17 protein-coding genes are annotated in these 21083 nt (G+C 72.6%); 9 read left to right on the forward strand and 8 right to left on the reverse strand.

From position 1 onward, the window contains the following. Window positions 1-14: 14 nt before the first annotated feature. The 5 genes from ACFYUZ_RS11480 to ACFYUZ_RS11500 are packed head-to-tail and all read right to left on the reverse strand — an operon-like array spanning window position 15 to window position 5842. Window positions 15-1250, reverse strand: a complete 1236-nt coding sequence (locus tag ACFYUZ_RS11480) for a styrene monooxygenase/indole monooxygenase family protein (RefSeq protein ID WP_389307865.1) — start codon at window positions 1248-1250, stop codon at window positions 15-17. Between the two features lie 45 nt (window positions 1251-1295). Next, entirely contained in the window at window positions 1296-1997 is a 702-nt protein-coding gene (locus ACFYUZ_RS11485; RefSeq protein ID WP_389307867.1) for an ATP/GTP-binding protein, read from the reverse strand. Continuing rightward, complete coding sequence (locus ACFYUZ_RS11490; RefSeq protein WP_041134250.1) at window positions 1978-2391, reverse strand: DUF742 domain-containing protein; 414 nt, start codon at window positions 2389-2391, stop codon at window positions 1978-1980. Before ACFYUZ_RS11490 ends, ACFYUZ_RS11485 begins: the two co-directional genes overlap by 20 nt. Window positions 2392-2396: 5 nt before the next feature. Further along, complete coding sequence (locus ACFYUZ_RS11495; protein ID WP_389307869.1) at window positions 2397-2888, reverse strand: roadblock/LC7 domain-containing protein; 492 nt, start codon at window positions 2886-2888, stop codon at window positions 2397-2399. Next, complete coding sequence (locus ACFYUZ_RS11500) at window positions 2885-5842, reverse strand: nitrate- and nitrite sensing domain-containing protein (protein WP_389307871.1); 2958 nt, start codon at window positions 5840-5842, stop codon at window positions 2885-2887. The genes ACFYUZ_RS11495 and ACFYUZ_RS11500 overlap by 4 nt, the downstream gene beginning before the upstream one ends. A gap of 371 nt (window positions 5843-6213) precedes the next feature. Here ACFYUZ_RS11500 and ACFYUZ_RS11505 point away from each other — a divergent pair, with 371 nt between their 5' ends. After that, window positions 6214-7005 carry a hypothetical protein gene (locus tag ACFYUZ_RS11505; RefSeq protein WP_389307872.1) on the forward strand — a complete coding sequence of 264 codons (792 nt, stop codon included), beginning with the start codon at window positions 6214-6216 and terminating at the stop codon, window positions 7003-7005. Between the two features lie 16 nt (window positions 7006-7021). Here the strand turns inward: ACFYUZ_RS11505 and ACFYUZ_RS11510 are convergent, their stop codons facing one another. Beyond that, window positions 7022-7504, reverse strand: a complete 483-nt coding sequence (locus tag ACFYUZ_RS11510) for a MarR family winged helix-turn-helix transcriptional regulator (RefSeq protein WP_389307874.1) — start codon at window positions 7502-7504, stop codon at window positions 7022-7024. Between the two features lie 235 nt (window positions 7505-7739). Here ACFYUZ_RS11510 and ACFYUZ_RS11515 point away from each other — a divergent pair, with 235 nt between their 5' ends. Together ACFYUZ_RS11515 and ACFYUZ_RS11520 are read left to right on the forward strand one after the other, a co-directional pair. Next, window positions 7740-8579: a lysozyme gene (locus ACFYUZ_RS11515; RefSeq protein ID WP_389307876.1), complete on the forward strand. Its 840-nt coding sequence runs from the start codon at window positions 7740-7742 to the stop codon at window positions 8577-8579. A gap of 194 nt (window positions 8580-8773) precedes the next feature. Further along, a complete protein-coding gene (locus tag ACFYUZ_RS11520) occupies window positions 8774-9646 on the forward strand; it encodes a lytic polysaccharide monooxygenase (RefSeq protein ID WP_389307877.1) in 873 nt (290 codons plus the stop codon). A 22-nt stretch (window positions 9647-9668) separates the two neighbouring features. On the opposite strand, the gene ACFYUZ_RS11525 is transcribed toward ACFYUZ_RS11520, so the two are convergent. Further along, window positions 9669-10259: a DUF4240 domain-containing protein gene (locus ACFYUZ_RS11525; RefSeq protein ID WP_389307879.1), complete on the reverse strand. Its 591-nt coding sequence runs from the start codon at window positions 10257-10259 to the stop codon at window positions 9669-9671. Window positions 10260-10358: 99 nt separating this feature from the next. After that, the gene (lon, locus tag ACFYUZ_RS11530) at window positions 10359-12770 is read right to left on the reverse strand and encodes an endopeptidase La (RefSeq protein ID WP_389307881.1); all 2412 of its coding nucleotides are present in this window, start codon (window positions 12768-12770) and stop codon (window positions 10359-10361) included. Between the two features lie 131 nt (window positions 12771-12901). Between lon and ACFYUZ_RS11535 the strand changes: the two genes are divergently transcribed. The 6 genes from ACFYUZ_RS11535 to ACFYUZ_RS11560 all read left to right on the forward strand — a co-directional run bounded on the left by ACFYUZ_RS11535 (window position 12902) and on the right by ACFYUZ_RS11560 (window position 21005). Next, a complete protein-coding gene (locus tag ACFYUZ_RS11535) occupies window positions 12902-13540 on the forward strand; it encodes a GNAT family N-acetyltransferase (RefSeq protein WP_389307883.1) in 639 nt (212 codons plus the stop codon). A gap of 153 nt (window positions 13541-13693) precedes the next feature. After that, complete coding sequence (locus ACFYUZ_RS11540) at window positions 13694-14224, forward strand: hypothetical protein (protein WP_389307885.1); 531 nt, start codon at window positions 13694-13696, stop codon at window positions 14222-14224. Between the two features lie 112 nt (window positions 14225-14336). Beyond that, window positions 14337-15008 (forward strand): spermidine synthase, encoded by a 672-nt coding sequence (locus tag ACFYUZ_RS11545; RefSeq protein WP_389307887.1) that lies wholly within the window; start codon window positions 14337-14339, stop codon window positions 15006-15008. A 71-nt stretch (window positions 15009-15079) separates the two neighbouring features. After that, complete coding sequence (locus ACFYUZ_RS11550) at window positions 15080-15817, forward strand: response regulator transcription factor (protein WP_389307889.1); 738 nt, start codon at window positions 15080-15082, stop codon at window positions 15815-15817. Then, window positions 15814-16926: an ATP-binding protein gene (locus ACFYUZ_RS11555; RefSeq protein ID WP_389307891.1), complete on the forward strand. Its 1113-nt coding sequence runs from the start codon at window positions 15814-15816 to the stop codon at window positions 16924-16926. Before ACFYUZ_RS11550 ends, ACFYUZ_RS11555 begins: the two co-directional genes overlap by 4 nt. Window positions 16927-17216: 290 nt before the next feature. After that, a complete protein-coding gene (locus ACFYUZ_RS11560; protein ID WP_389307893.1) occupies window positions 17217-21005 on the forward strand; it encodes a multifunctional oxoglutarate decarboxylase/oxoglutarate dehydrogenase thiamine pyrophosphate-binding subunit/dihydrolipoyllysine-residue succinyltransferase subunit in 3789 nt (1262 codons plus the stop codon). Window positions 21006-21083 lie beyond the last annotated feature (78 nt).

The following is a 21083-nucleotide window of genomic DNA, read 5'->3' on the forward strand; positions in this document are numbered from 1 at the left end:
GGGTCAGTGGCCCGTCAGGCCCCGGCGACCGAGGCCAGGTACGCGTTCGTCTTCTCGGGGTCGAAGAAGAAGTTCTCGAAGTCCGCCGGGTCGTTGAAGCCGTTGGCGAAGCGGTCGGCGACGGGCTGGAGCTGGCCGGCCGCGCCGAGCAGGTTCAGGACGTGCTCCGGCGGGGGCGCCAGCATCGCGTTCGTCCACTTGGTGACGGGCTGGGCCGTCTTCCAGTAGCGGTCGAAGGCGCCCTGCATCCACTCCTCGTCGAAGGGCTTGTCGCCCTGCTCGACGATGGCGGCGAGGTACGCGGCGGCGCACTTGGACGCCGAGTTGGAGCCCTGGCCGGTGATCGGGTCGTTGGCGACGACGACGTCGGCGACGCCGAGGACCAGACCGCCGCCGGGGAGCCGGCCGATGGGGTTGCGGACGGTCGGCGCGTACCGGCCGGCGAGGGTGCCGCCCGCGTCGGTCAGCTCGACCTTCGTCGCCCGCGCGTACTCCCAGGGGGTGAACCTCTCCATCAGCTCCAGCGTCAGCGCCAGGTGCTCGGAGGGGTCCTTGACGCCCTTGAAGACGTCGAGCGGGCCGCCGGGGACGCCCTCCCAGAAGAGGATGTCGGCGCGGCCGCCGGTGGTGAGGGTCGGCATGACGAAGAGCTCGCCGACGCCCGGGACGACGTTGCAGCGGACCGCGTCGAAGTCCGGGTGCTCGGGGCGGGGGCCGAGGCCGTGGACGTACGCGACGGCCAGGGCGCGCTGCGGCTCGCTGTACGGCGAACGGGACGCGTCCCGGCCGAACATGGAGACCAGCTCGCCCTTTCCGGCCGCGACGAGCACCAGGTCGTAGCTGCGGGAGAAGTAGTCCAGGTCGCCGACGGCCGCGCCGTGGATCACGAGCTGGCCGCCGCGCTGGGCGAAGCTGTCCATCCAGCCGGCCATCTTCACGCGCTGGTCGACGGACTGGGCGTAGCCGTCGAGCCGGCCGACCCAGTCGATCAGGCGGGCGGAGTCGGGGCCGGCGACGGAGACGCCGAGGCCCTCGATCTTCGGGGCCTGGGACTCCCAGAAGTTGAGGCCGAGGTCCCGCTCGTGCTGGAGGGCGGTGTCGAACATGCACTGCGTGGACATGACCCGACCGGTGCGGATCTCGTCCGCGGTCCGGTTCGACATGAGGGTGACCTCGTACCCCTGCGTCTGGAGTCCGAGGGCGAGCTGCAGGCCGGACTGGCCGGCGCCGACTATGAGTATCTTCCGCATGGGCGGGGCTCCTGGCGTGACGGGTCGAACTGTTCGGGGGGCGGGCTATTCGGGCGTGGCTTCGAGGGCGTGCGCGACCATCGCGAGCAGGGTCTCGACGACGCTGTACCGCTTGCGCGCGTCCATGATCACCACGGGCACGTGCGCGGGCACGGTCAGGGCCTCCCGCACGTCGTCCGCCTCGAACAGCTCGGTGCCCTCGAAGTGGTTGACGGCCACGATGTACGGCAGCCCGCAGCTCTCGAAGTAGTCGAGCGCCGGGAAGCAGTCGGTGAGCCGCCGGGTGTCGGCGAGCACGATCGCCCCGATCGCCCCGCGCACCAGGTCGTCCCACATGAACCAGAAGCGCTGCTGTCCCGGCGTGCCGAAGACGTACAGCACCAGGTCGTTGTCGAGGGTGATCCGGCCGAAGTCCATCGCCACCGTGGTGGTGAGCTTGTCCGGGGTGGCGGTGAGGTCGTCGGTGTCCTCGCTCGCCCGGGTCATCAGCGCCTCGGTCTGGAGCGGGGTGATCTCCGAGACGGCGCGGACGAAGGTGGTCTTGCCCACGCCGAAGCCGCCCGCGACGACGATCTTCGTCGCGATCGGGGCGCGGGAGTGGTCGAGCTGCCAGTCCTGGGCGCCCTCTTCGGTGTCGACCCCGTCGGCGACCGGTTCGCGCGATGCGGACCCCGGCTGGGCGGGGATGCCGACGGCGACCGCCGGCGTTTCGGAGACGGCGGCGGCGTCAGAGACGACGGAGTCCACTCAGCACCCTTTCGAGGAGCGCGCGGTCGGGCTGCCCGGTGCCGTGACCGGTCCCGTACACACGGATCTTTCCCTGGTCGGCCAGGTCGCTGAGCAGCACCCGGACGACCCCCAACGGCATCTTCAGAAGCGCCGAGATCTCCGCGACCGTCCGCATCCGGCGGCAGATCTCGACGATGGCCCGCATCTCCGGCATCAGGCCGCGGGCGGCGGGCCCACCGTCCGTCAGGACCTTGCGGGCGGCGGGCGCTTCGAGCGCCGCCACGAAGGTCTCGACGAGCAGGATGTGACCGAAGCGGGTCCGGCCGCCGGTCAGCGAGTACGGGCGCACGCGCGCGGGGCGCCGCCCCTCTCCCCGTACCGGCAGCTTGAAGGCGTGGTGCGCCGAGGACATGGCCGTCACTGGGTGCTCTCCATCGATTTGCGCAGCTCGCTGCGGACTTCGGGGGTGAGTACGTGACCGGCGCGGCCCACGAAGAGCGCCATGTGGTACGCCACGACGCTCATGTCGCAGTCGGGCGTGGCGTGCACGCCGAGCAGCGAGCCGTCGCTGATCGACATGACGAAGACGCTGCCCTCCTCCATCGCCACCATCGTCTGCTTGACCCCGCCTCCGTCCATCAGCCGGGCCGCCCCGACGGTGAGGCTGCCGATGCCGGAGACGATGGTGGCCAGATCGGCGCTGGAGCCGCGCGGCCCGTCGGGACGGCCGGCGCCCGCGGCGACCGTCGGCGCCTGCTGGGTGGCCGGGTCCGACGAGAGCAGCATCAGGCCGTCGGAGGAGACGACGGCCACCGAGCGGACTCCCGGCACCTCCTCCACCAGATTCCCCAGCAGCCATTGCAGGTTGCGGGCTTCCGTGCTCAGTCCGAACGTTCCCGTCGCGGTCAACTGCGTGCCTCCTCGACTGTGTCCCCCGTCTTCTCCCCTGTACGTGCGGTCTTCGTGGCTTCTGTGCGCGCCGCGCCCAGCTCCGCCTCCACGTCCCGGCGCCCCGCCTTGGCGCCCTGGTGGAAGCCGCCGAGCCGGCGGCGCAGGGCCTCCGCGTCCACGCCGCCCTGGCGGGGCGTGGTGGGGGCGGAGGGCTGGCGGACCACCTGCGGGGTGCGCTTGGGCAGCCCCTTGTCGGTGACCCTCTCCCACTGCGCGGGGCGCGGGCCGGGCAGCGTCCCGTCGGCGGCGGTCGCGTCCGCGGCGGGTGCCTCGGGCCGGGCCGTCTCCTCGCCGTCGGCGGCACGCTCGTGCGTGTCCGGCTCGGGCGGCGGGTCGGGCAGCCGGACCTGGAGCGTGGTCTCGGAGACGGACTCGTACGCCGCTTCCGGCTCGGGGGCGGACGCCGGCTCGGGCGCGGCCTCCGGCTCGGGTGCGTACGCGGGCTCGGGCTGCGGCTCGGGTGCGTACGCGGGCTCGGGCGTCGAGGGCTCGGGCTCGTACGCCGCTTCCGGCTCGGGGGCGTACGACGCCTCGGGCGCGGCCTCCGGCTCCGGGGTGTACGCGGGCTCGGGCTCGGGGGCGTACGTCGCCTCGGGCTCCGGCTCGTGCGCGGTCTCCCGCGTCCGGTCCGTCTCCGCCGCCAGGAACGCGGCCTCCGCCGCCTCCACCAGGGGGTCGCGGTGCCGGGGCGGCAGGGTGTTGGAGTTGGCCTCCGCGACCGAGCCGGGCAGCTGGATCCCGGACGCGGCGCCGGCGCCCCGTACGGGCTCCGGGACGGCCGTCGGCGGAGCGGTCGGCAGCAGGCCCAGCGGCAGGACCACGACGGCCGCCGTGCCGCCCGGCTTCTGGTCGCGCAGCTCGACGCGCACCCCGTGGCGGGCGGCGAGCAGGGCGATGACCCGCATGCCGAGCCCCTCGCCCTCGAAGGCCTCCGGGTCGGCCTCGGCGAGGCGCGCGTTGAGCTCGGCGGACCGGGAGGCGGTCATGCCGATGCCCGAGTCCTGCACGGAGAGCATCACCTCGCCGCTCTCCAGGAGCCAGCCGGAGAGCTGGACCTCGGCGTCGGGCGGCGAGAAGGAGGTGGCGTTCTCCAGGAGTTCCGCGACCAGGTGGCTCAGGTCGTCCGCGGCGAAGCCGGCGACCTGGGCGTGCGGCGGCAGCGACTGGATGGTGACCCGCTCGTACCGCTCGATCTCGCTGACGGCCGCGCGCAGCACGTCGACGAGCGGGACGGGCCCGGCGTGGCCGTGGACGTGCTCGTGGCCGGCGAGGACGAGGAGGTTCTCGCTGTGGCGGCGCATGACGGTCGCCATGTGGTCGAGCTTGAAGAGGGTCGCGAGGCGGTCCGGGTCCTGCTCGCGCTCCTCCAGCTTCTCGATGACGCCGAGCTGCCGCTCGACGAGCCCGAGGCTGCGCAGCGAGAGGTTGACGAAGGTGTGGTGGACGGTGCCCCTGAGCCGTTCGAGGTCGGCGGTGAGGAGGGCGACCCGGCCCTGGAGGTCGGCGCGCTGGGCGGCGAGCTCGGCACCGACGGCGTCCTTGGCGGCGGCCAGGTCGGCGCGCTCGTCGGTGAGCCGCTCGGTCTGCGAGGCGAGGCCGGCGAGCTTGCCGTGCAGGGCGTTGAGGGAGCGGACGACCTGGGCGAACTCGTCGTTGCGGCCGGTGAAGCGGATCGCTTCCTCGGTGTGCGGCTCGGGGGCCGCGGCGAGCCGGGCGGCGCCGAGGCGGAGCACGGCGAGCGGCCGGGTGAGGGTGCGGGCGACGTAGGTGGAGATGCCGATCGCGACGAGGAGGCAGCCGCCGAGGAAGGCGATGCGCGCTTCGAGGGCGGTGACGTCGTCGTCGCGGAGCGCGGCGAGGCGGTCGACCCGCTGGGTGGCGAGGGCGGACTCGACGCCGCGCATCTGCTCGATGCGGGCGGAGAGGGCGCCCTCCAGGGCGACCGGATCCGTGCCGCGCTCGGCCTCGGTCAGCTTGGGCTGGTCGGTGAGGCTGGCGAGGGCGAGCTCGGCGGTCTTGACGTCGGGGCCGGCGACGGTGGCCGCGAGGGAGTCGCGGGCGCCGGAGCCGGCGGCCTGGTCGAAGTCGCCGAGGGCGGCGAGCTCGCGGACGCGGGCCTGCTGGGCGGCCGCGGTGAGGCCGTCGCGGGCCCGGTCGGCCTCGGCGGCGCCCTCAGGTTCGTCGGCGACGTAGGTGCCGGTCCCGGGGTCGTAGTGGACGTCCCCGGTGGGCTCGGGCTGCGGCACGGAGAGTGCGCCGAGGAGCAGGCCGCGGGTGGCGGAGGCCTGGTCGACGGCGCGGCCGAGGGCGGCGGGGGCGCGGGTGGCCTCGGTCAGCGCGGCGTCGGAGGCGCGGGCCGGGGTCTTGTCGGCGAGCTCGTCGGCGAGGGCCTGGAGCTTGCCGATGACGTCGGAGTACGCCTTGTGGGCCTCCAGGGCCGTGCCCTTGCCGGTGAGGGCGGTGCGGCGGACGGAGGGGACGCCGGCGAGGTCGCGGCGGAGGTCGGCGGGGGCGGCGGCCCGGATCTCGTCGATCTGGCGGTCGACGCGGGTGGAGCGCGCGTCGGTGACCTTCCGCCGGTGCTCGGCGTCGCCGCTCTGGGCCTCGCGTCCGGCGGCGATGTACGCCACGACCTCGTCGCGCTCGTCGGCGAGGGAGTGCGCGAGGGTGACGGCCTGCCGGTCGAGTTCGGCGAGGGTGACGAGGCGCTGGGACTCGGTGAGCTCGGCGGAGGCGGCGAGGATCGCGGGGGCTCCGGCGGCGAGAACGGTGACGCCGACGAGGGCGACGCCGGCGACCAGCCGGTTGCGGACGCGCTTGGGCCGGCCGGCGGGGGCCTGCGGCTCACCAGGGGTCTGGCTCTGCGTGCCGTTGTTGCTCCGAGGCCGCTTCTTCTGCACCGGTGCTCGCATTCTTGATTCGTCCGCCGATGAAGCAGAGGTGACGGCCGGTCACATGGAGCGCCCCCACCCCTGGTACGGCTTCCGACCATTCCAGCGCTTACGGCAAGGGGACGGGCATCGGCCGCTCCGCCACCCGAACGAGTGAACAACACTCAGTAGTTGGCGAACAACTTCCGGAGGTGGATTCCGGGGGCTCGCGCGGGGCGCCGGTTGGATCTTCCGGGCGGCCTTTGGCAGGATGCCCGCCCGCAGTTTCCCGGAGGCGTTTCTTCCGCCTCTCGGGTCGCGTCCGCGAGGTTGGTACAGGCCTTTTCCGGCCTTTTGCAGGTCCCGTGAAGGAGTTCGGGGGGGAATGCGCGGGAGCGGGCAGACTGGACGCCATGCGCAGTGAAGTCGCCTCCCTTCCCGGCAGCCCCGAACGCCCCAACGAGGACTGGGTGGCCGCCCTTCCGTCCACTTCGGACGGCGGAGGGGCGGTCGTCCTGCTCGACGGCGTCACGCCTCCCGCGGGTGATGACGGTTGTGTGCACACGGTCCCGTGGTTCACCGCGCGACTGGGCGGAGCTTTGACCGAACTGTCCGGTTCCCGCCGGGACATGCCCCTGTCCGAGATCCTGTCACTGGCGATCCGGCGCACCGCGGACGCCCATCGCGACACCTGTGACCTTTCTCACGTGCGAACGCCCCAGGCGACCGTGGTGCTCGCCCGCTGGGACGAGGCCCGGGTCGAGCACCTCGTCCTCTCCGACTCCGCCCTCCTCCTGGAGGCCCCCGACGGGACGGTGCGGGCGGTGCTCGACGACCGGCTCGACCGGGTGCCGGACGAGGTGCGGCGCTCGCTGGAGGCGACGGATCGGCTGCGGAACCGCGTGGGCGGCTTCTTCACGGCGGCGGCGGACCCGGCGGTCGCGGCGCGGGCGGTCGTCGGGACGACCCCGCGTGCGGAGGTGCGGGCCCTGGCGGCGCTCACGGACGGGGCGAGCCGCTGGGTGGAGCTGTTCGGCGAGGGCGACTGGACGGACTGCTTCGGCGTGCTGCGCCAGGAGGGTCCGACCGGTCTGCTCCACCGGGTGCGGGCCCTGGAGACGGCCGACGCTCGGGTGGGCGGGCCGCGCCGCTGGAAGCTCCACGACGACGCGACGGCGGTATACGCGGAGCTATGGGACCGCTGAGCGGCGGCCCCGGGCGTCAGCCCTCCGAGCGGACGTTGAAGTGGTTCAGGAGGCGGGCCAGTTCGGCGACCTCGGCGCGGTCCCAGTCGGCGAGTTTGCGGACGTAGCGTTCGCGCCGGGCGTCGCGGACGCTGCGGAAGCGGCTGCGGCCCTCCTCGGTGAGGCGGACCAGCGAGGCGCGGCCGTCGGCGGGATCGGGGTCGCGGGCGACGAGCCCGAGGTCCTCCAGGGCGCGGAGCTGGCGGCTCATGGTGGCCTTGCCGACGCCGAAGTAGCCGGCGAGTTCGGTGGCCCGCTGGGGTCCGGCGTCGTCGAGGCGCACGAAGAGGCCGTAGGCGGCCGGCTCCAGTTCGGGGTGGACCTCGCGGGCCATCTCGCCGGACTGGGCACGGGCGCGGCGCAGGAAGACCGCCAGCTCCCGCTCGAGGGCGAGGAATTCCTGGTCCACACCGCCTCCGGCGGTGACCCGGCCTTCGTTTCCCGTACCGCTTCCGTGCACGTCAGCACCTCCCGCGCGCTTTCCGGTCGCTGAAAGTTTCTTGCCGGGGCGTCCATCGCCGCAGCTCCTTCAGTATTTCGCAGGCGTAGACCAACGGCGGCAACCGGACCCCCTTCCGTGGGCGGGTCTACGTGCGTAGCGTCTTTCCCGGCAGCCCAGGGTGACATGTCCATTCCATGTCACGCCGTCCGGCCTGCCCCCACCGCTCCCCCACCGAGCCTTTCGGAGGCACGCAATGCGTGTGCACAGATCCGGAACGACCCTCGCCGGCGCCGCCCTCGCGGCCCTGACCCTCCTCCTCCCCCTCGGCCTCTCCGGCACCGCCACCGCCGCCCAGGACCCGGGCGCCGAGCGGGCGGTCCCCGCCCGCGGCTCCGCCTACATGGGCATGGGCGTGATCGCGCACGACGGCCAGGGCGCCAAGCCCGGCGGCGTCCCGACCCTGGCCGCGCAGACGGAAGGCGTGGACGTCTCCAGCCACAACGGCAACGTGGCCTGGTCGACCCTGTGGAACAGCGGCGTGAAGTGGGCCTACGTCAAGGCGACGGAGGGCACGTACTACAAGAACACCTACTTCACCCAGCAGTACAACGGCTCCTACAACGTCGGCATGATCCGCGGCACGTACCACTTCGCCACCCCGGACACGACGACCGGAGCCGCCCAGGCCGACTACTTCGTCAACAACGGCGGCGGCTGGTCGAGGGACGGCAGGACCCTGCCGGGCGTGCTGGACATCGAGTGGAACCCGTACGGCGCGACCTGCTACGGCAAGACGGCCTCCGGGATGGTCGCCTGGATCCAGGACTTCGTGAACCGGTACAAGTACCGGACGGGCCGCGACCCGGTGATCTACACGGCCACCAGCTGGTGGAAGCAGTGCACCGGCAACTCCGCGGCCTTCTCCTCCACCAACCCGCTGTGGATCGCGCGGTACGCCTCCGACGTCGGCGAACTCCCGGCCGGCTGGCCGTACTACACGATCTGGCAGTACACCTCCTCCGGCCCGACGGTCGGCGACCACAACCACTTCAACGGGGACCTCTCGCGGGTCCAGGCGCTCGCGAACGGCTGAGCCCGCCTCCTCCGCCCGACGGCGGCCTCCCGGGTGTGCGGCACCCCGGGGGGCCGTCTTTTTCCGTTCCTCCTCTTGCTCATTGGTATGGACCAATGCGAGGCTTCCTCCGCCGAGCGTCCGGGCCCAACTCCCGTGCGCCCGAAGCGCGTTGCTCGCCCCGTACTCCCCCACGCACGAGAGAGAGCCCCCGCATGCCGTCCTCCCGCCGTACCGTCACCGGCGCCGCAGCCCTGTCCGCCGCCGCCCTGGTCAGCCTCACCCCCGCCACCGCGAGCGCCCACGGGGCCGTCTTCAACCCCGTGAGCCGGGTGGCGGCCTGCTACGCCGAAGGCCCCGAGACGCCCAGGTCGCAGGTGTGCAAGGACCTCGTCGCCGACTCCGGCACCCAGCCGCTCTACGACTGGAACGAGGTCAACATCGCCAACGCCGCCGGGCAGCACCAGGCCCTCATCCCGGACGGCAGGCTCTGCTCGGCCAACCGCGAGAAGTACCGGGCCCTGGACTGGGCCCGCACCGACTGGCCCTCGACGGCCGTCGCCGCGGGCCCCTTCGACTTCAAGGTCCGGGTGACGGCCGCGCACTCGGGCACGATGACGCTCTACATCACCAAGGCGGGCTTCGACCCGACCAAGCCCCTGAAGTGGTCGGACCTCGACCCGACCCCCGTCGCCGTCTACAGCACCACCCGCACCGCGACCGACGGCTACTACGCCTTCACCGGCAACCTCCCGGCCCGCACCGGACGGCACATCGTCTACAAGGTGTGGCAGCGCAACGACAGCCCCGAGGCCTTCTACAGCTGCTCGGACGTCACCTTCGGCGGCACGGCGACGGCGGCACGGGCCCAGGCCCCGACCGAGGCGAAGATCGCGGCGGGCGCCGGGCTGTCCACCGTGAGCCACGCGGGCCACGGCGGCGACGAGCAGCCCCCGGCCCTGTCCGCCGAGACCGCCGAGGCCCCCTCCTCGCCGCTGCCGACGGCCCTGGCGGGCGCGGGCGCCCTCGCCGTCTTCGCGGCGGGCAGCCTGCTCCTGGGCCGCCGCCGCGACACGTCCGCCTCCTGAGGCGGCGGGGACCCTCGGGCTCCTAGGAGGCCGAGGCGAGAGGGAAGAGGGCGGTGAGCCGGGACAGCGCCGACCCCTCCGGCCGGGACTCCCGGTCCTCCTCGTCCTCTTCCCACTCCCCCGCCGCCTCCGCGGCGTCCTCCGCCTCCTCGACGGCGTCGAGGAACTCCTCGCCGTCGTCGCCCTCCTGGCCCGTCAGCTCGTCCCACGCGTCCTGGGCGACGTAGTCGAGCTCCTCCCACTCGGGCCACTCGTCGTCGTCCCACTCGTCGTGGTGCCGGCCCACGAGCGCGCGCACCCCGGGCACGTCGGCCAGCGCGTCCGGGTCGGCGAGGACCGACTCGTACACCTTCCGGCCCTGGCCCACCAGCCAGAGCGTGAAGTAGTGGAAGCCGTCGTCCGTGCAGGCGCCGCCCTCGATCCGGTCCGCCGCCGTCCACAGCGCGCGGGTGTCCGCGGCCTCGCACGCCCGCTCCAGCCGCACCTGGAAGTCCACGCTCTCCGCCGCCGGACGCCGTATCAGCTCTTCCCGCAGCCACTCGAGGCGCTCGTCCCGGTCACCGGTCCGGCGGCCCAACTCGTCGATGAGAGCCCAGAAGGCGTCGTCGTTCATGCGTACGAGCATGCCAGTCCCGACTGACATCAGGGTAACGGGATCCGGGCGCGCCGGAGCGGGGTGCCCCCGGAGGGACACCCCGCTCGCCGGGGGGAGTTACGCGGCCACCTCCACCGGCACCACCGCCGGCGCGAGGGCGATCTCCAGGACCTGGCGGACGTCCGTCACCGGGTGGACCTCCAGCTTCTCCAGGATCTCGGCCGGGACGTCGTCCAGGTCGGCCTCGTTCCGCTTGGGGATCACGACGGTCGTGATGCCCGCCCGGTGCGCGGCGAGGAGCTTCTGCTTCACGCCGCCGATCGGCAGCACCCGGCCGGTGAGGGAGACCTCGCCGGTCATGGCCACGTCCGTACGGACGAGCCGGCCGCTCAGCAGGGAGGCGAGGGCGGTCGTCATGGTGACGCCCGCGCTCGGTCCGTCCTTGGGCACCGCGCCCGCCGGGAAGTGGATGTGCACGCCCCGGTCCTTCAGGCCGGTGACGGGCAGCTCCAGCTCCGCGCCGTGCGAGCGGAGGAAGGAGAGCGCGATCTGCGCCGACTCCTTCATCACGTCGCCCAGCTGACCGGTGAGGGTCAGGCCGGCGGCGCCCGTCTCCGGGTCGGCCAGGGACGCCTCCACGAAGAGGACGTCACCGCCCGCGCCGGTCACGGCGAGCCCGGTGGCGACACCCGGCACGGCCGTCCGCCGCTCCGCCGGGTCCTGGGCCGACTCCGGCACGTGGTGCGGGCGTCCGATGAACTCCCGCAGGCCGTCGGGACCGACCGTGAACGGCAGCTCGCGGTCGCCCAGCTCGTGCTGGGCCGCGATCTTCCGCAGCAGCCGGGCGATCGAACGCTCCAGGGTGCGGACACCGGCCTCGCGGGTGTACTCGCCGGCCAGCTTCCGCAGCGCGCCCTCCTCCAGGACGACCTCGCCCGGCTCCAGACCGGCCCGCTCCAGCTGGCGCGGGAGCAGGTGGTCGCGGGCGATGACGACCTTCTCGTCCTCCGTGTAGCCGTCCAGGCGCACCAGCTCCATGCGGTCGAGGAGCGCCTCGGGGATGGCTTCGAGGACGTTGGCGGTGGCCAGGAAGACGACGTCGGAGAGGTCGAGCTCGACCTCCAGGTAGTGGTCGCGGAAGGTGTGGTTCTGCGCGGGGTCGAGGACTTCGAGGAGCGCCGCCGCGGGGTCGCCGCGGAAGTCGGAGCCGACCTTGTCGATCTCGTCGAGCAGGACCACCGGGTTCATCGACCCGGCCTCCTTGACGGCGCGGACGATCCGGCCGGGCAGGGCGCCGACGTACGTCCGCCGGTGGCCGCGGATCTCCGCCTCGTCGCGCACGCCGCCGAGGGCGACCCGGACGAACTTCCGGCCCATGGCGTGGGCCACCGATTCCGCGATCGACGTCTTGCCGACGCCGGGCGGGCCGACGAGGGCGAGGACGGCACCGCCGCGGCGGCCGCCGACCACGCCGAGACCGCGGTCGGAGCGCCGCTTGCGCACCGCGAGGTACTCGGTGATCCGCTCCTTCACGTCGTCGAGGCCGGCGTGCTCGGCGTCCAGGACCGCGCGGGCGCCCCGGATGTCGTACTCGTCCTCGGTCCGCTCGTTCCAGGGCAGTTCGAGGACGGTGTCGAGCCAGGTGCGGATCCAGGAGCCCTCCGGGGACTGGTCGCTGGACCGCTCCAGCTTCTCGACCTCCTTGAGGGTGGCCTCGCGGACCTTCTCGGGCAGGTCGGCGGCCTCCACGCGGGCGCGGTAGTCGTCGGACTCGTCGCCCTCGGACTCGCCGTTGAGCTCGCGCAGCTCCTTGCGGACGGCTTCGAGCTGGCGGCGGAGCAGGAACTCGCGCTGCTGCTTGTCGACGCCCTCCTGGACGTCCTTGGCGATGGTCTCGGCGACGTCCTGCTCGGCGAGGTGCTCGCGCAGCTGGGAGGTGGCGAGCTTGAGGCGGGCGACCGGGTCGGCGGTCTCCAGGAGTTCGACCTTCTGCTCGACGCTGAGGAAGGGCGAGTAGCCGGAGTTGTCGGCGAGGGCGCCGACGCCGTCGATCTGCTGGACGCGGTCGACGACCTGCCAGGCGCCGCGCTTCTTGAGCCAGCTGGTGGCCAGCGCCTTGTACTCCTTGACCAGTTCGGTCACGGAGCCGGGCAGCGGGTCGGGCAGGGTCTCCTCGACGGTGCTGCCCTCGACCCAGAGGGCGGCGCCGGGACCGGTGGTCCCGGCGCCGATGCGGACGCGGCCGAGGCCGCGGATCAGTGCGCCGGGGTCGCCGTCGGACAGACGGCCGACCTGCTCGACGATGCCCAGGACGCCGGTGCCGGCGTAGGTCCCGTCGACGCGCGGCACCAAGAGGACACGGGGCTTGCCCGTGCCGCCGCGGGCCGCGACCTGGGCGGCCTCGACGGCGGCCCGTACGTCGGCGTCGGACAGGTCCAGCGGCACCACCATTCCGGGCAGCACGACCTCGTCGTCGAGCGGCAGCACAGGCAGAGTGAGCGGCACGGACGCCATGGACTCAGAAGCCATGATCTCCCCTTCGGCAGTCAAGTTGAGCTATGTGCACTCAATGCTTGTGAGCCCCGGGATGTTCCCGGACGGCCGTTCGCTCTGAGCGATCACCCCCGCACGCATCCGCACGGAGAAGATGTAATGCCTGCATGGATATAGCAGCCATTACTTCTGCCTGGGTGGCGGGCTGGACCGTCTCCCGGGGCACCCCCTCCGCCGTCGCCGAGCCCTGGGGCTACCGGATCGACGTCGGACTGCCCCGGCACGTCGTACGGCACGTCCTGCCCGCCCCCGACGCGGCCTCCGTCGGCGCGCTCTGCGCCCGGCTGACCACGCCGTACAGCTGGCTCAAGGTGATGGCGGCCCCCGAGGAGGCGGCGTCCTGGATCACCGACGGGTGGACGGTCCCCGACGACCCCGGCTTCATGATGGTCAAGCGACTGGATCCCGGCGTCCGCCCCGCGCCGCCCGAGGGATACGCGCGCACCACCGAGGTCGACAACGGCGTCATCCGGGTCCGCGTCCTCGCCCCGGACGGCACCCTCGCCGCCCGCGGCCAGATCGCCCCGACCGGGTCCACCGCCGTCGCCGACCAGATCGAGACCGACCCCGCACACCGGCGCCGGGGCCTGGGCGCGAACGTCATGCGCACCCTGGAGGCCGCAGCCGCCCAGGCCGGCGCCGGGACCGGCGTGCTCGCCACGACCACGGACGGCCTCGCCCTCTACGACTCGCTGGACTGGCGCTACCGGGGGCCGCTCACCGGAATCGTCCGCACGGACCCCTGACGCTCCCCGACGGCCCCGACGGCCCCGACACCCCCCGACTCCGCCGACACCCCCACACCCCGCCCTCCGGCGGCCCCCGACTTCCCCGGCGTTCTCCGACGCTCCCGCCGCGTCCGGCTGCGCGCGGGGCCCCGGAGCGGGCATGCTCGTCCCATGGTGCGAGGCGTACGGGGTACGGGAACGTGGTGCGGGGCCCTGCTGCTGGCGGGGGCCCTGGCCGGCGGCGTGAGCGGCTGCGGCCCCGGGACGCCGCCCGCGCCCGGCGGGTCGTCGAGCGTGAGCGCGCCGGCCCCGCCGAGCCCCACGACGGACCCCGGCACGCCGGCGGCGGACCCCCAGCCGGGCGAGGTCCTCGTCGAGGTGGTCGTCAACGGCGGCCTGGCGGGCGTCCGCAACAAGCTCGTCGTCCACTACGACGGCAGCTGGACCAGCCGCTCCGGCACCAAGCCGCCCCGGACCGGCAGACAGACCCCCGCGGAGGCCGCCGAGCTCCGGGCGGCCCTGGAGGACCCGGCGTTCGCCCTGGTCCCGGAGCGTCCGACGGGCAGCCCGATCCCGGACGGCTTCCAGTACTACGTGACGTACCGCCACCGTCTGGTCGTCGCGGACGACGGCGAGCACTCGCCCGCCCTCCAGCGGGTCTTCGCCGCCCTCCCGGAGGGCGGCCCGCCGACGAGCCCCTGAGCGGGCCCGCGGCCGCACCGGCCGCGAGGGCTCGTTATGCGTTTGTCCCGGCCCTCGGCGCCCCGCCAGGATGGCGGGACGAACCGGACGCACACGAGACCACGGAGTGATCATGACCAGCCCCGTCACCCTCGACCGACGTGAAGGGCCGTACGGAGAAGTGGTGCTCCGCCGCCGCGCCGAGCACTACGAGATCATCGCCAACGGCACCTTCCTGATGGACACCTCCGACGGGCGTTCCGAGCGGCTCCTGATCGACGCGGCCCTCGCCGCCCTTCCCGAGGAGTCCCGTCCCGGCGCCTCCGTCCTCGTCGGCGGCCTCGGCGTCGGCTTCTCCCTGGCCCACGCCGCCGCCGACGCCCGCTGGGGCCGGATCACGGTCGCCGAGCGCGAGGAGGCGATCATCGACTGGCACCGCCAGGGACCGCTCGCGGCGATCTCGGGGGCCGCGCTCGCCGATCCGCGGACCGTGATCCTGCACACGGACCTCGTGGCCCACCTCCGCACCACCACCGACACCTACGACGCCCTCTGCCTCGACATCGACAACGGCCCCGGCTGGACGGTCACCGAGGACAACGAATCCCTGTACACGGCCGAGGGATTGGCGACCTGCGCGGCCCGCCTGAACCCCGGCGGGATCCTCGCCGTGTGGTCCGCGCGGCCGTCCGCCGATTTCGAAGAGTCGTTGCGGAATGCCGGATTCAGCGGGGTACGGACGGAAGAGATCCCCGTTGCCCGGGGCGTCCCCGACGTGGTCCACCTCGCGGTCCGTCCCGGGTAGCTCCTGGATAGCCGGGACGCCGCCGGTACCTCTAGGCTGCTGCACCGACATCGGCGACGCGAGGCGGGGCAATGGAGCAGACACACACCACTCACCACGGTGCGGCGGCCACTCCGGGGGCCCAGCGGCGCGTCCTGGTGGTCGAGGACGACGCCACGATCGTGGAGGCGATCTCCGCGCGGCTGCGCGCCGAGGGCTTCCTCGTGCAGACCGCGACCGACGGCCCCGCGGCCGTCGACGCGGCCGAGGCCTGGCAGCCCGACCTGATGGTCCTGGACGTGATGCTGCCCGGCTTCGACGGCCTGGAGGTGTGCCGCAGGGTCCAGGCCCAGCGCCCCGTCCCGGTCCTCATGCTGACCGCCCGCGACGACGAGACCGACATGCTGGTCGGCCTCGGCGTCGGCGCGGACGACTACATGACCAAGCCGTTCTCGATGCGCGAGCTGGCCGCCCGGGTGCACGTGCTGCTGCGCCGCGTGGAGCGCGCCGCGCTCGCGGCGGTCACCCCGCGCAGCGGGACCCTGCGCCTGGGCGAGCTGGAGATCGACCACGCGCAGCGCCGGGTCCGGGTCCGCGCCGAGGACGTGCACCTGACGCCGACCGAGTTCGACCTGCTGGTCTGCCTGGCGAGCACCCCCCGGGCGGTCCTCTCCCGCGAGCAGCTGCTCGCCGAGGTGTGGGACTGGGCGGACGCCTCGGGCACCCGGACCGTGGACAGCCACATCAAGGCGCTGCGCCGGAAGATCGGGGCCGAGCGGATCCGCACGGTCCACGGCGTCGGTTACGCGCTGGAGACCCCGGCGCCGTGAGCCGGCCGGGCCCCGGGAGGCCGCACACGGGACAGGGGCCGCGCCTGCCCCGCCGGATCGTGATCTCGATCAAGACCAAGCTGGGCGCCCTGGTCGTCGGGGCGGTCCTGCTGACCTCCTGCCTGGCCCTGGTGGCGATCCGCACCTCCACCGAGTTCCGGTACATCACGATCTTCGCGATGATCGCGACCCTGCTGATCACCCAGTTCGTGGCGCAGTCCCTGACGGCGCCGCTGGACGAGATGAACACGGTGGCGGGGTCGATCTCGCGCGGGGACTTCAGCCGCCGGGTGCGGGGCGCGGACCGGCGGGACGAGCTGGGCGACCTCGCCTCGACGATCAACCGCATGGCGGACGACCTGGAGGCCGTCGACCGGCACCGCAAGGAGCTGGTGGCCAATGTCTCGCACGAGCTGCGCACGCCGATCGCCGCGCTGCGGGCCGTCCTGGAGAACGTCGTGGACGGGGTGTCCGAGGCCGATCCGGAGACCATGCGGTCGGCCCTGAAGCAGACGGAGCGGCTCGGGCGGCTGGTGGAGACCCTGCTCGACCTGTCACGTCTTGACAACGGTGTCGTCACGCTCCGGGCGAGCCGCTTCGAGGTCTGGCCGTACCTGTCGGGCGTCCTGCGGGAGGCGAACCTGGCCGCGTCCCAGCGCGGCCTGTCGTCCACCTCGGGGCTGCACCGCCGTACGGACGTGCACCTGCACCTGGACGTGTCGCCGCCCGAGCTGGTCGCGCACGCGGACGCGGAGCGGCTGCACCAGGTGATGGCGAACCTGATCGACAACGCGGTGAAGCACTCCCCGCCGCACGGCCGGGTCACGGTCCGGGCCCGGCGCGGCCCGTATCCGGACTCGCTGGAGCTGGAGGTCGAGGACGAGGGTCCCGGCATCCCGGAGTCGGAGCGGCACAAGGTCTTCGAGCGGTTCAACCGGGGCTCGGCCAAGGACCGGCAGGGGCCGGGCAGCGACGGCGGCACGGGCCTCGGGCTCGCGATCGCCCGCTGGGCGGTGGATCTGCACGGCGGCGGGATCGGAGTGGCCGAATCGTCACGTGGATGCCGCATCAGAGTCACCCTTCCGGGCAGCCTTCCCCCCAGAGATTGACGTAGGGTTCGAACCGGAAGCGCACGTTCTGCGTGTACGTGAGCGGGACCTGCGTCTACGTGAGCGGGACCTGATCAGGGGTGCGGCCGAACCTGGCCGTGCTCGCGCTTTTCCGTACCCTCACACATGCGGAACCACGCTTGTTTCCCGCCATTCACGGCATCGAAACGCGCTGTCAAGTGTGACTTGCGCAACGTTGGAGTGCCTGGCCTGCACCTCTCGGCCGGACAGGCGTAGCCTTTATTTCCGCTGTCCATCACCTTGCGAAGCGGAAGAGGGCGGTTGCCGCCGTGTCGTCTCAGTCCCCCAGTACCCCGAGCTCCCCGGCCCACCAAGACGGGCAGGGCGTGAGCCCCGCCGCCGCCTTCGGTGCCAATGAGTGGCTCGTCGACGAGATCTACCAGCAGTACCTCCAGGACCCGAATTCGGTCGATCGTGCCTGGTGGGACTTCTTCGCCGACTACAAGCCCGGAGCGTCGGAGACCCCGGCCGCCCCGGCCGTCACCACCACTCAGAGCGCGCCCGCCGCGCCGCAGGCGGGCCCCGCACAGGCCGCGCCTGCGGTTCCGGCGGCCGTCCCGGCCCCCGCGCCCGCCCCGGCCGCGGCCCCGGCCCCGGCTCCCGTGAAGCCGGCCGCGGCTCCCGCGCCCGTCGCCGCGAAGCCCGCCGCCGCCGCCGCTCCGGCCGCGGCCAAGGCCACCGAGGCCCCCGCCGGCCCGGAGCTGATCACGCTGCGCGGCCCCGCCGCCGCGGTCGCGAAGAACATGAACGCCTCCCTGGAGATGCCGACGGCCACGTCCGTCCGCGCCGTCCCGGTGAAGCTGCTCTTCGACAACCGGATCGTGATCAACAACCACCTGAAGCGCGCCCGGGGCGGGAAGATCTCCTTCACGCACCTCATCGGCTACGCGATGGTGCAGGCGATCAAGGCCATGCCGTCGATGAACCACTCCTTCGCGGAGAAGGACGGCAAGCCGACCCTGGTCAAGCCGGAGCACGTGAACTTCGGCCTCGCCATCGACCTGGTGAAGCCCAACGGCGACCGCCAGCTCGTCGTCGCGGGCATCAAGAAGGCCGAGACGCTCAACTTCTTCGAGTTCTGGCAGGCGTACGAGGACATCGTCAAGCGCGCCCGCGTGGGCAAGCTGACGATGGAGGACTTCTCCGGCGTCACGGTCTCCCTGACCAACCCCGGCGGCCTCGGCACCGTCCACTCCGTGCCGCGTCTGATGCCCGGTCAGTCCGTCATCATGGGCGTCGGCTCGATGGACTACCCGGCCGAGTTCCAGGGCACCTCCCAGGACACCCTGAACAAGCTGGGCATCTCGAAGGTCATGACCCTGACCTCGACGTACGACCACCGCGTCATCCAGGGCGCCGCCTCCGGCGAGTTCCTGCGGATCGTGTCGAACCTCCTCCTCGGCGAGGACGGCTTCTACGACGAGATCTTCAAGGCCCTGCGCATCCCCTACGAGCCGGTCCGCTGGCTCAAGGACATCGACGCCTCGCACGACGACGACGTCACCAAGGCCGCGCGCGTCTTCGAGCTCATCCACTCCTACCGGGTCCGCGGCCACGTCATGGCCGACACCGACCCGCTGGAGTACAAGCAGCGCAAGCACCCCGACCTGGACATCACCGAGCACGGCCTCACCCTGTGGGACCTGGAGCGGGAGTTCGCGGTCGGCGGCTTCGCCGGCAAGTCGATGATGAAGCTCCGCGACATCCTCGGCGTGCTCCGCGACTCGTACTGCCGCACCACCGGCGTCGAGTTCATGCACATCCAGGACCCGAAGCAGCGCAAGTGGATCCAGGACCGCGTCGAGCGCCCGCACTCCCGCGTGGAGCGCGAGGAGCAGCTGCGGATCCTGCGCCGGCTGAACGCCGCCGAGGCCTTCGAGACCTTCCTGCAGACGAAGTACGTCGGCCAGAAGCGCTTCTCCCTGGAGGGCGGCGAGTCCGTCATCCCGCTGCTCGACGCGGTCATCGACTCGGCCGCCGAGTCGCGCCTCGACGAGGTCGTCATCGGCATGGCCCACCGCGGCCGCCTGAACGTCCTGGCGAACATCGTCGGCAAGTCGTACGCGCAGATCTTCCGCGAGTTCGAGGGCAACCTCGACCCGAAGTCGATGCACGGCTCGGGCGACGTCAAGTACCACCTGGGCGCCGAGGGCACCTTCACCGGCCTGGACGGCGAGCAGATCAAGGTCTCGCTCACCGCCAACCCCTCGCACCTGGAGGCGGTCGACCCGGTCCTGGAGGGAGTCGTCCGCGCCAAGCAGGACGTCATCAACAAGGGCGGCACGGACTTCACCGTCCTGCCCGTCGCCCTCCACGGCGACGCGGCCTTCGCCGGCCAGGGCGTCGTCGCCGAGACGCTGAACATGTCGCAGCTGCGGGGCTACCGCACCGGCGGCACGGTCCACATCGTCATCAACAACCAGGTCGGCTTCACCGCCGCCCCGGAGTCCTCGCGTTCCTCGATGTACGCGACCGACGTGGCCCGCATGATCGAGGCGCCGATCTTCCACGTGAACGGCGACGACCCGGAGGCCGTGGTCCGCGTCGCGCGGCTCGCCTTCGAGTTCCGCCAGACGTTCAACAAGGACGTCGTGATCGACCTCATCTGCTACCGCCGCCGCGGTCACAACGAGGGCGACAACCCGCAGTTCACCAACCCGCAGATGTACAACCTGATCGACAAGAAGCGTTCGGTGCGCAAGCTGTACACCGAGTCGCTCATCGGTCGCGGCGACATCACCCTCGAAGAGGCGGAGCAGGCGCTCCAGGACTTCCAGGGCCAGCTGGAGAAGGTGTTCGCGGAGGTCCGCGAGGCCACCGCCGCCCCGGCGTCGGCCACCGTGCCGGACGCGCAGGCCGAGTTCCCGGTCGCCGTCACCACCGCGGTCTCCCAGGAGGTCGTGAAGCGGATCGCCGAGTCGCAGGTCAACATCCCGGAGCGGATCACGGTCCACCCGCGTCTGCTCCCGCAGATGCAGCGCCGCGCCGCCTCCATCGACGACGGCACCATCGACTGGGGCTTCGGCGAGACCCTCGCCATCGGCTCCCTGCTGATGGAGGGCACCCCGGTCCGCCTGTCGGGCCAGGACTCCCGCCGCGGCACCTTCGGCCAGCGCCACGCGGTCCTGGTCGACCAGGAGACCGGCGAGGACTACACCCCGCTGCTCTACCTGGCCGAGGACCAGGCCCACTACAACGTCTACGACTCGCTGCTCAGCGAGTACGCGGCGATGGGCTTCGAGTACGGCTACTCGCTGGCCCGCCCGGACTCCCTGGTCATCTGGGAGGCCCAGTTCGGTGACTTCGTCAACGGCGCGCAGACCGTCGTCGACGAGTTCATCTCCTCGGCCGAGCAGAAGTGGGGCCAGACCTCCGGCGTCACGCTGCTCCTGCCGCACGGCTACGAGGGCCAGGGCCCGGACCACTCGTCCGCCCGCCCGGAGCGCTTCCTCCAGATGTGCGCCCAGGACAACATGACGGTCGCCATGCCGACGCTGCCGTCGAACTACTTCCACCTCCTGCGCTGGCAGGTGCACAACCCGCACCACAAGCCGCTCATCGTCTTCACCCCGAAGTCGATGCTGCGTCTGAAGGCCGCGGCGTCCAAGGTGGAGGAGTTCACCACCGGCGGCTTCCGCCCGGTGATCGGCGACACCACGGTCGACCCGGCGAACGTCCGCAAGGTCGTCTTCTGCGCCGGCAAGGTCTACTACGACCTGGAGGCCGAGCGCCAGAAGCGCGGCGACACGGAGACCGCGATCATCCGTCTGGAGCGCCTGTACCCGCTGCCGGGTGCCGAGCTGCAGGCCGAGATCGCCAAGTACCCGAACGCGGCGAAGTACATCTGGGCGCAGGAGGAGCCGGCGAACCAGGGTGCCTGGCCGTTCATCGCGCTCAACCTGATCGACCACCTCGACCTGGCGGTCGGCGCGGACATCCCGGCGGGCGAGCGCCTGCGCCGGATCTCGCGTCCGCACTCCTCCTCCCCGGCGGTCGGCTCGGCCAAGCGCCACCAGGCGGAGCAGCAGCAGCTGGTCAACGAGGTCTTCGACGCCTGATCGACCTCGGTACGTACGGAGGCCCGGCACCCCACTCGGGGTGCCGGGCCTCCGGCGTCTGCGCCGGGCGTACGGGGC

This window comes from Streptomyces sp. NPDC004266 (genome assembly GCF_042874095.1).
GTDB lineage: Bacteria > Actinomycetota > Actinomycetes > Streptomycetales > Streptomycetaceae > Streptomyces.

What these genes read in the sequence shown, in the direction of transcription:
- lon (WP_389307881.1), bottom strand. Translation starts at nt 12,770, where the DNA reads ATGGCTTCTGAGTCCATGGCGTCCGTGCCGCTCACTCTGCCTGTGCTG.
- ACFYUZ_RS11540 (WP_389307885.1), top strand. Translation starts at nt 13,694, where the DNA reads ATGGTGCGAGGCGTACGGGGTACGGGAACGTGGTGCGGGGCCCTGCTG.
- ACFYUZ_RS11500 (WP_389307871.1), bottom strand. Translation starts at nt 5,842, where the DNA reads ATGCGAGCACCGGTGCAGAAGAAGCGGCCTCGGAGCAACAACGGCACG.
- ACFYUZ_RS11490 (WP_041134250.1), bottom strand. Translation starts at nt 2,391, where the DNA reads ATGTCCTCGGCGCACCACGCCTTCAAGCTGCCGGTACGGGGAGAGGGG.
- ACFYUZ_RS11535 (WP_389307883.1), top strand. Translation starts at nt 12,902, where the DNA reads ATGGATATAGCAGCCATTACTTCTGCCTGGGTGGCGGGCTGGACCGTC.
- ACFYUZ_RS11525 (WP_389307879.1), bottom strand. Translation starts at nt 10,259, where the DNA reads ATGAACGACGACGCCTTCTGGGCTCTCATCGACGAGTTGGGCCGCCGG.
- ACFYUZ_RS11545 (WP_389307887.1), top strand. Translation starts at nt 14,337, where the DNA reads ATGACCAGCCCCGTCACCCTCGACCGACGTGAAGGGCCGTACGGAGAA.
- ACFYUZ_RS11515 (WP_389307876.1), top strand. Translation starts at nt 7,740, where the DNA reads ATGCGTGTGCACAGATCCGGAACGACCCTCGCCGGCGCCGCCCTCGCG.
- ACFYUZ_RS11520 (WP_389307877.1), top strand. Translation starts at nt 8,774, where the DNA reads ATGCCGTCCTCCCGCCGTACCGTCACCGGCGCCGCAGCCCTGTCCGCC.
- ACFYUZ_RS11480 (WP_389307865.1), bottom strand. Translation starts at nt 1,250, where the DNA reads ATGCGGAAGATACTCATAGTCGGCGCCGGCCAGTCCGGCCTGCAGCTC.
- ACFYUZ_RS11505 (WP_389307872.1), top strand. Translation starts at nt 6,214, where the DNA reads ATGCGCAGTGAAGTCGCCTCCCTTCCCGGCAGCCCCGAACGCCCCAAC.
- ACFYUZ_RS11550 (WP_389307889.1), top strand. Translation starts at nt 15,080, where the DNA reads ATGGAGCAGACACACACCACTCACCACGGTGCGGCGGCCACTCCGGGG.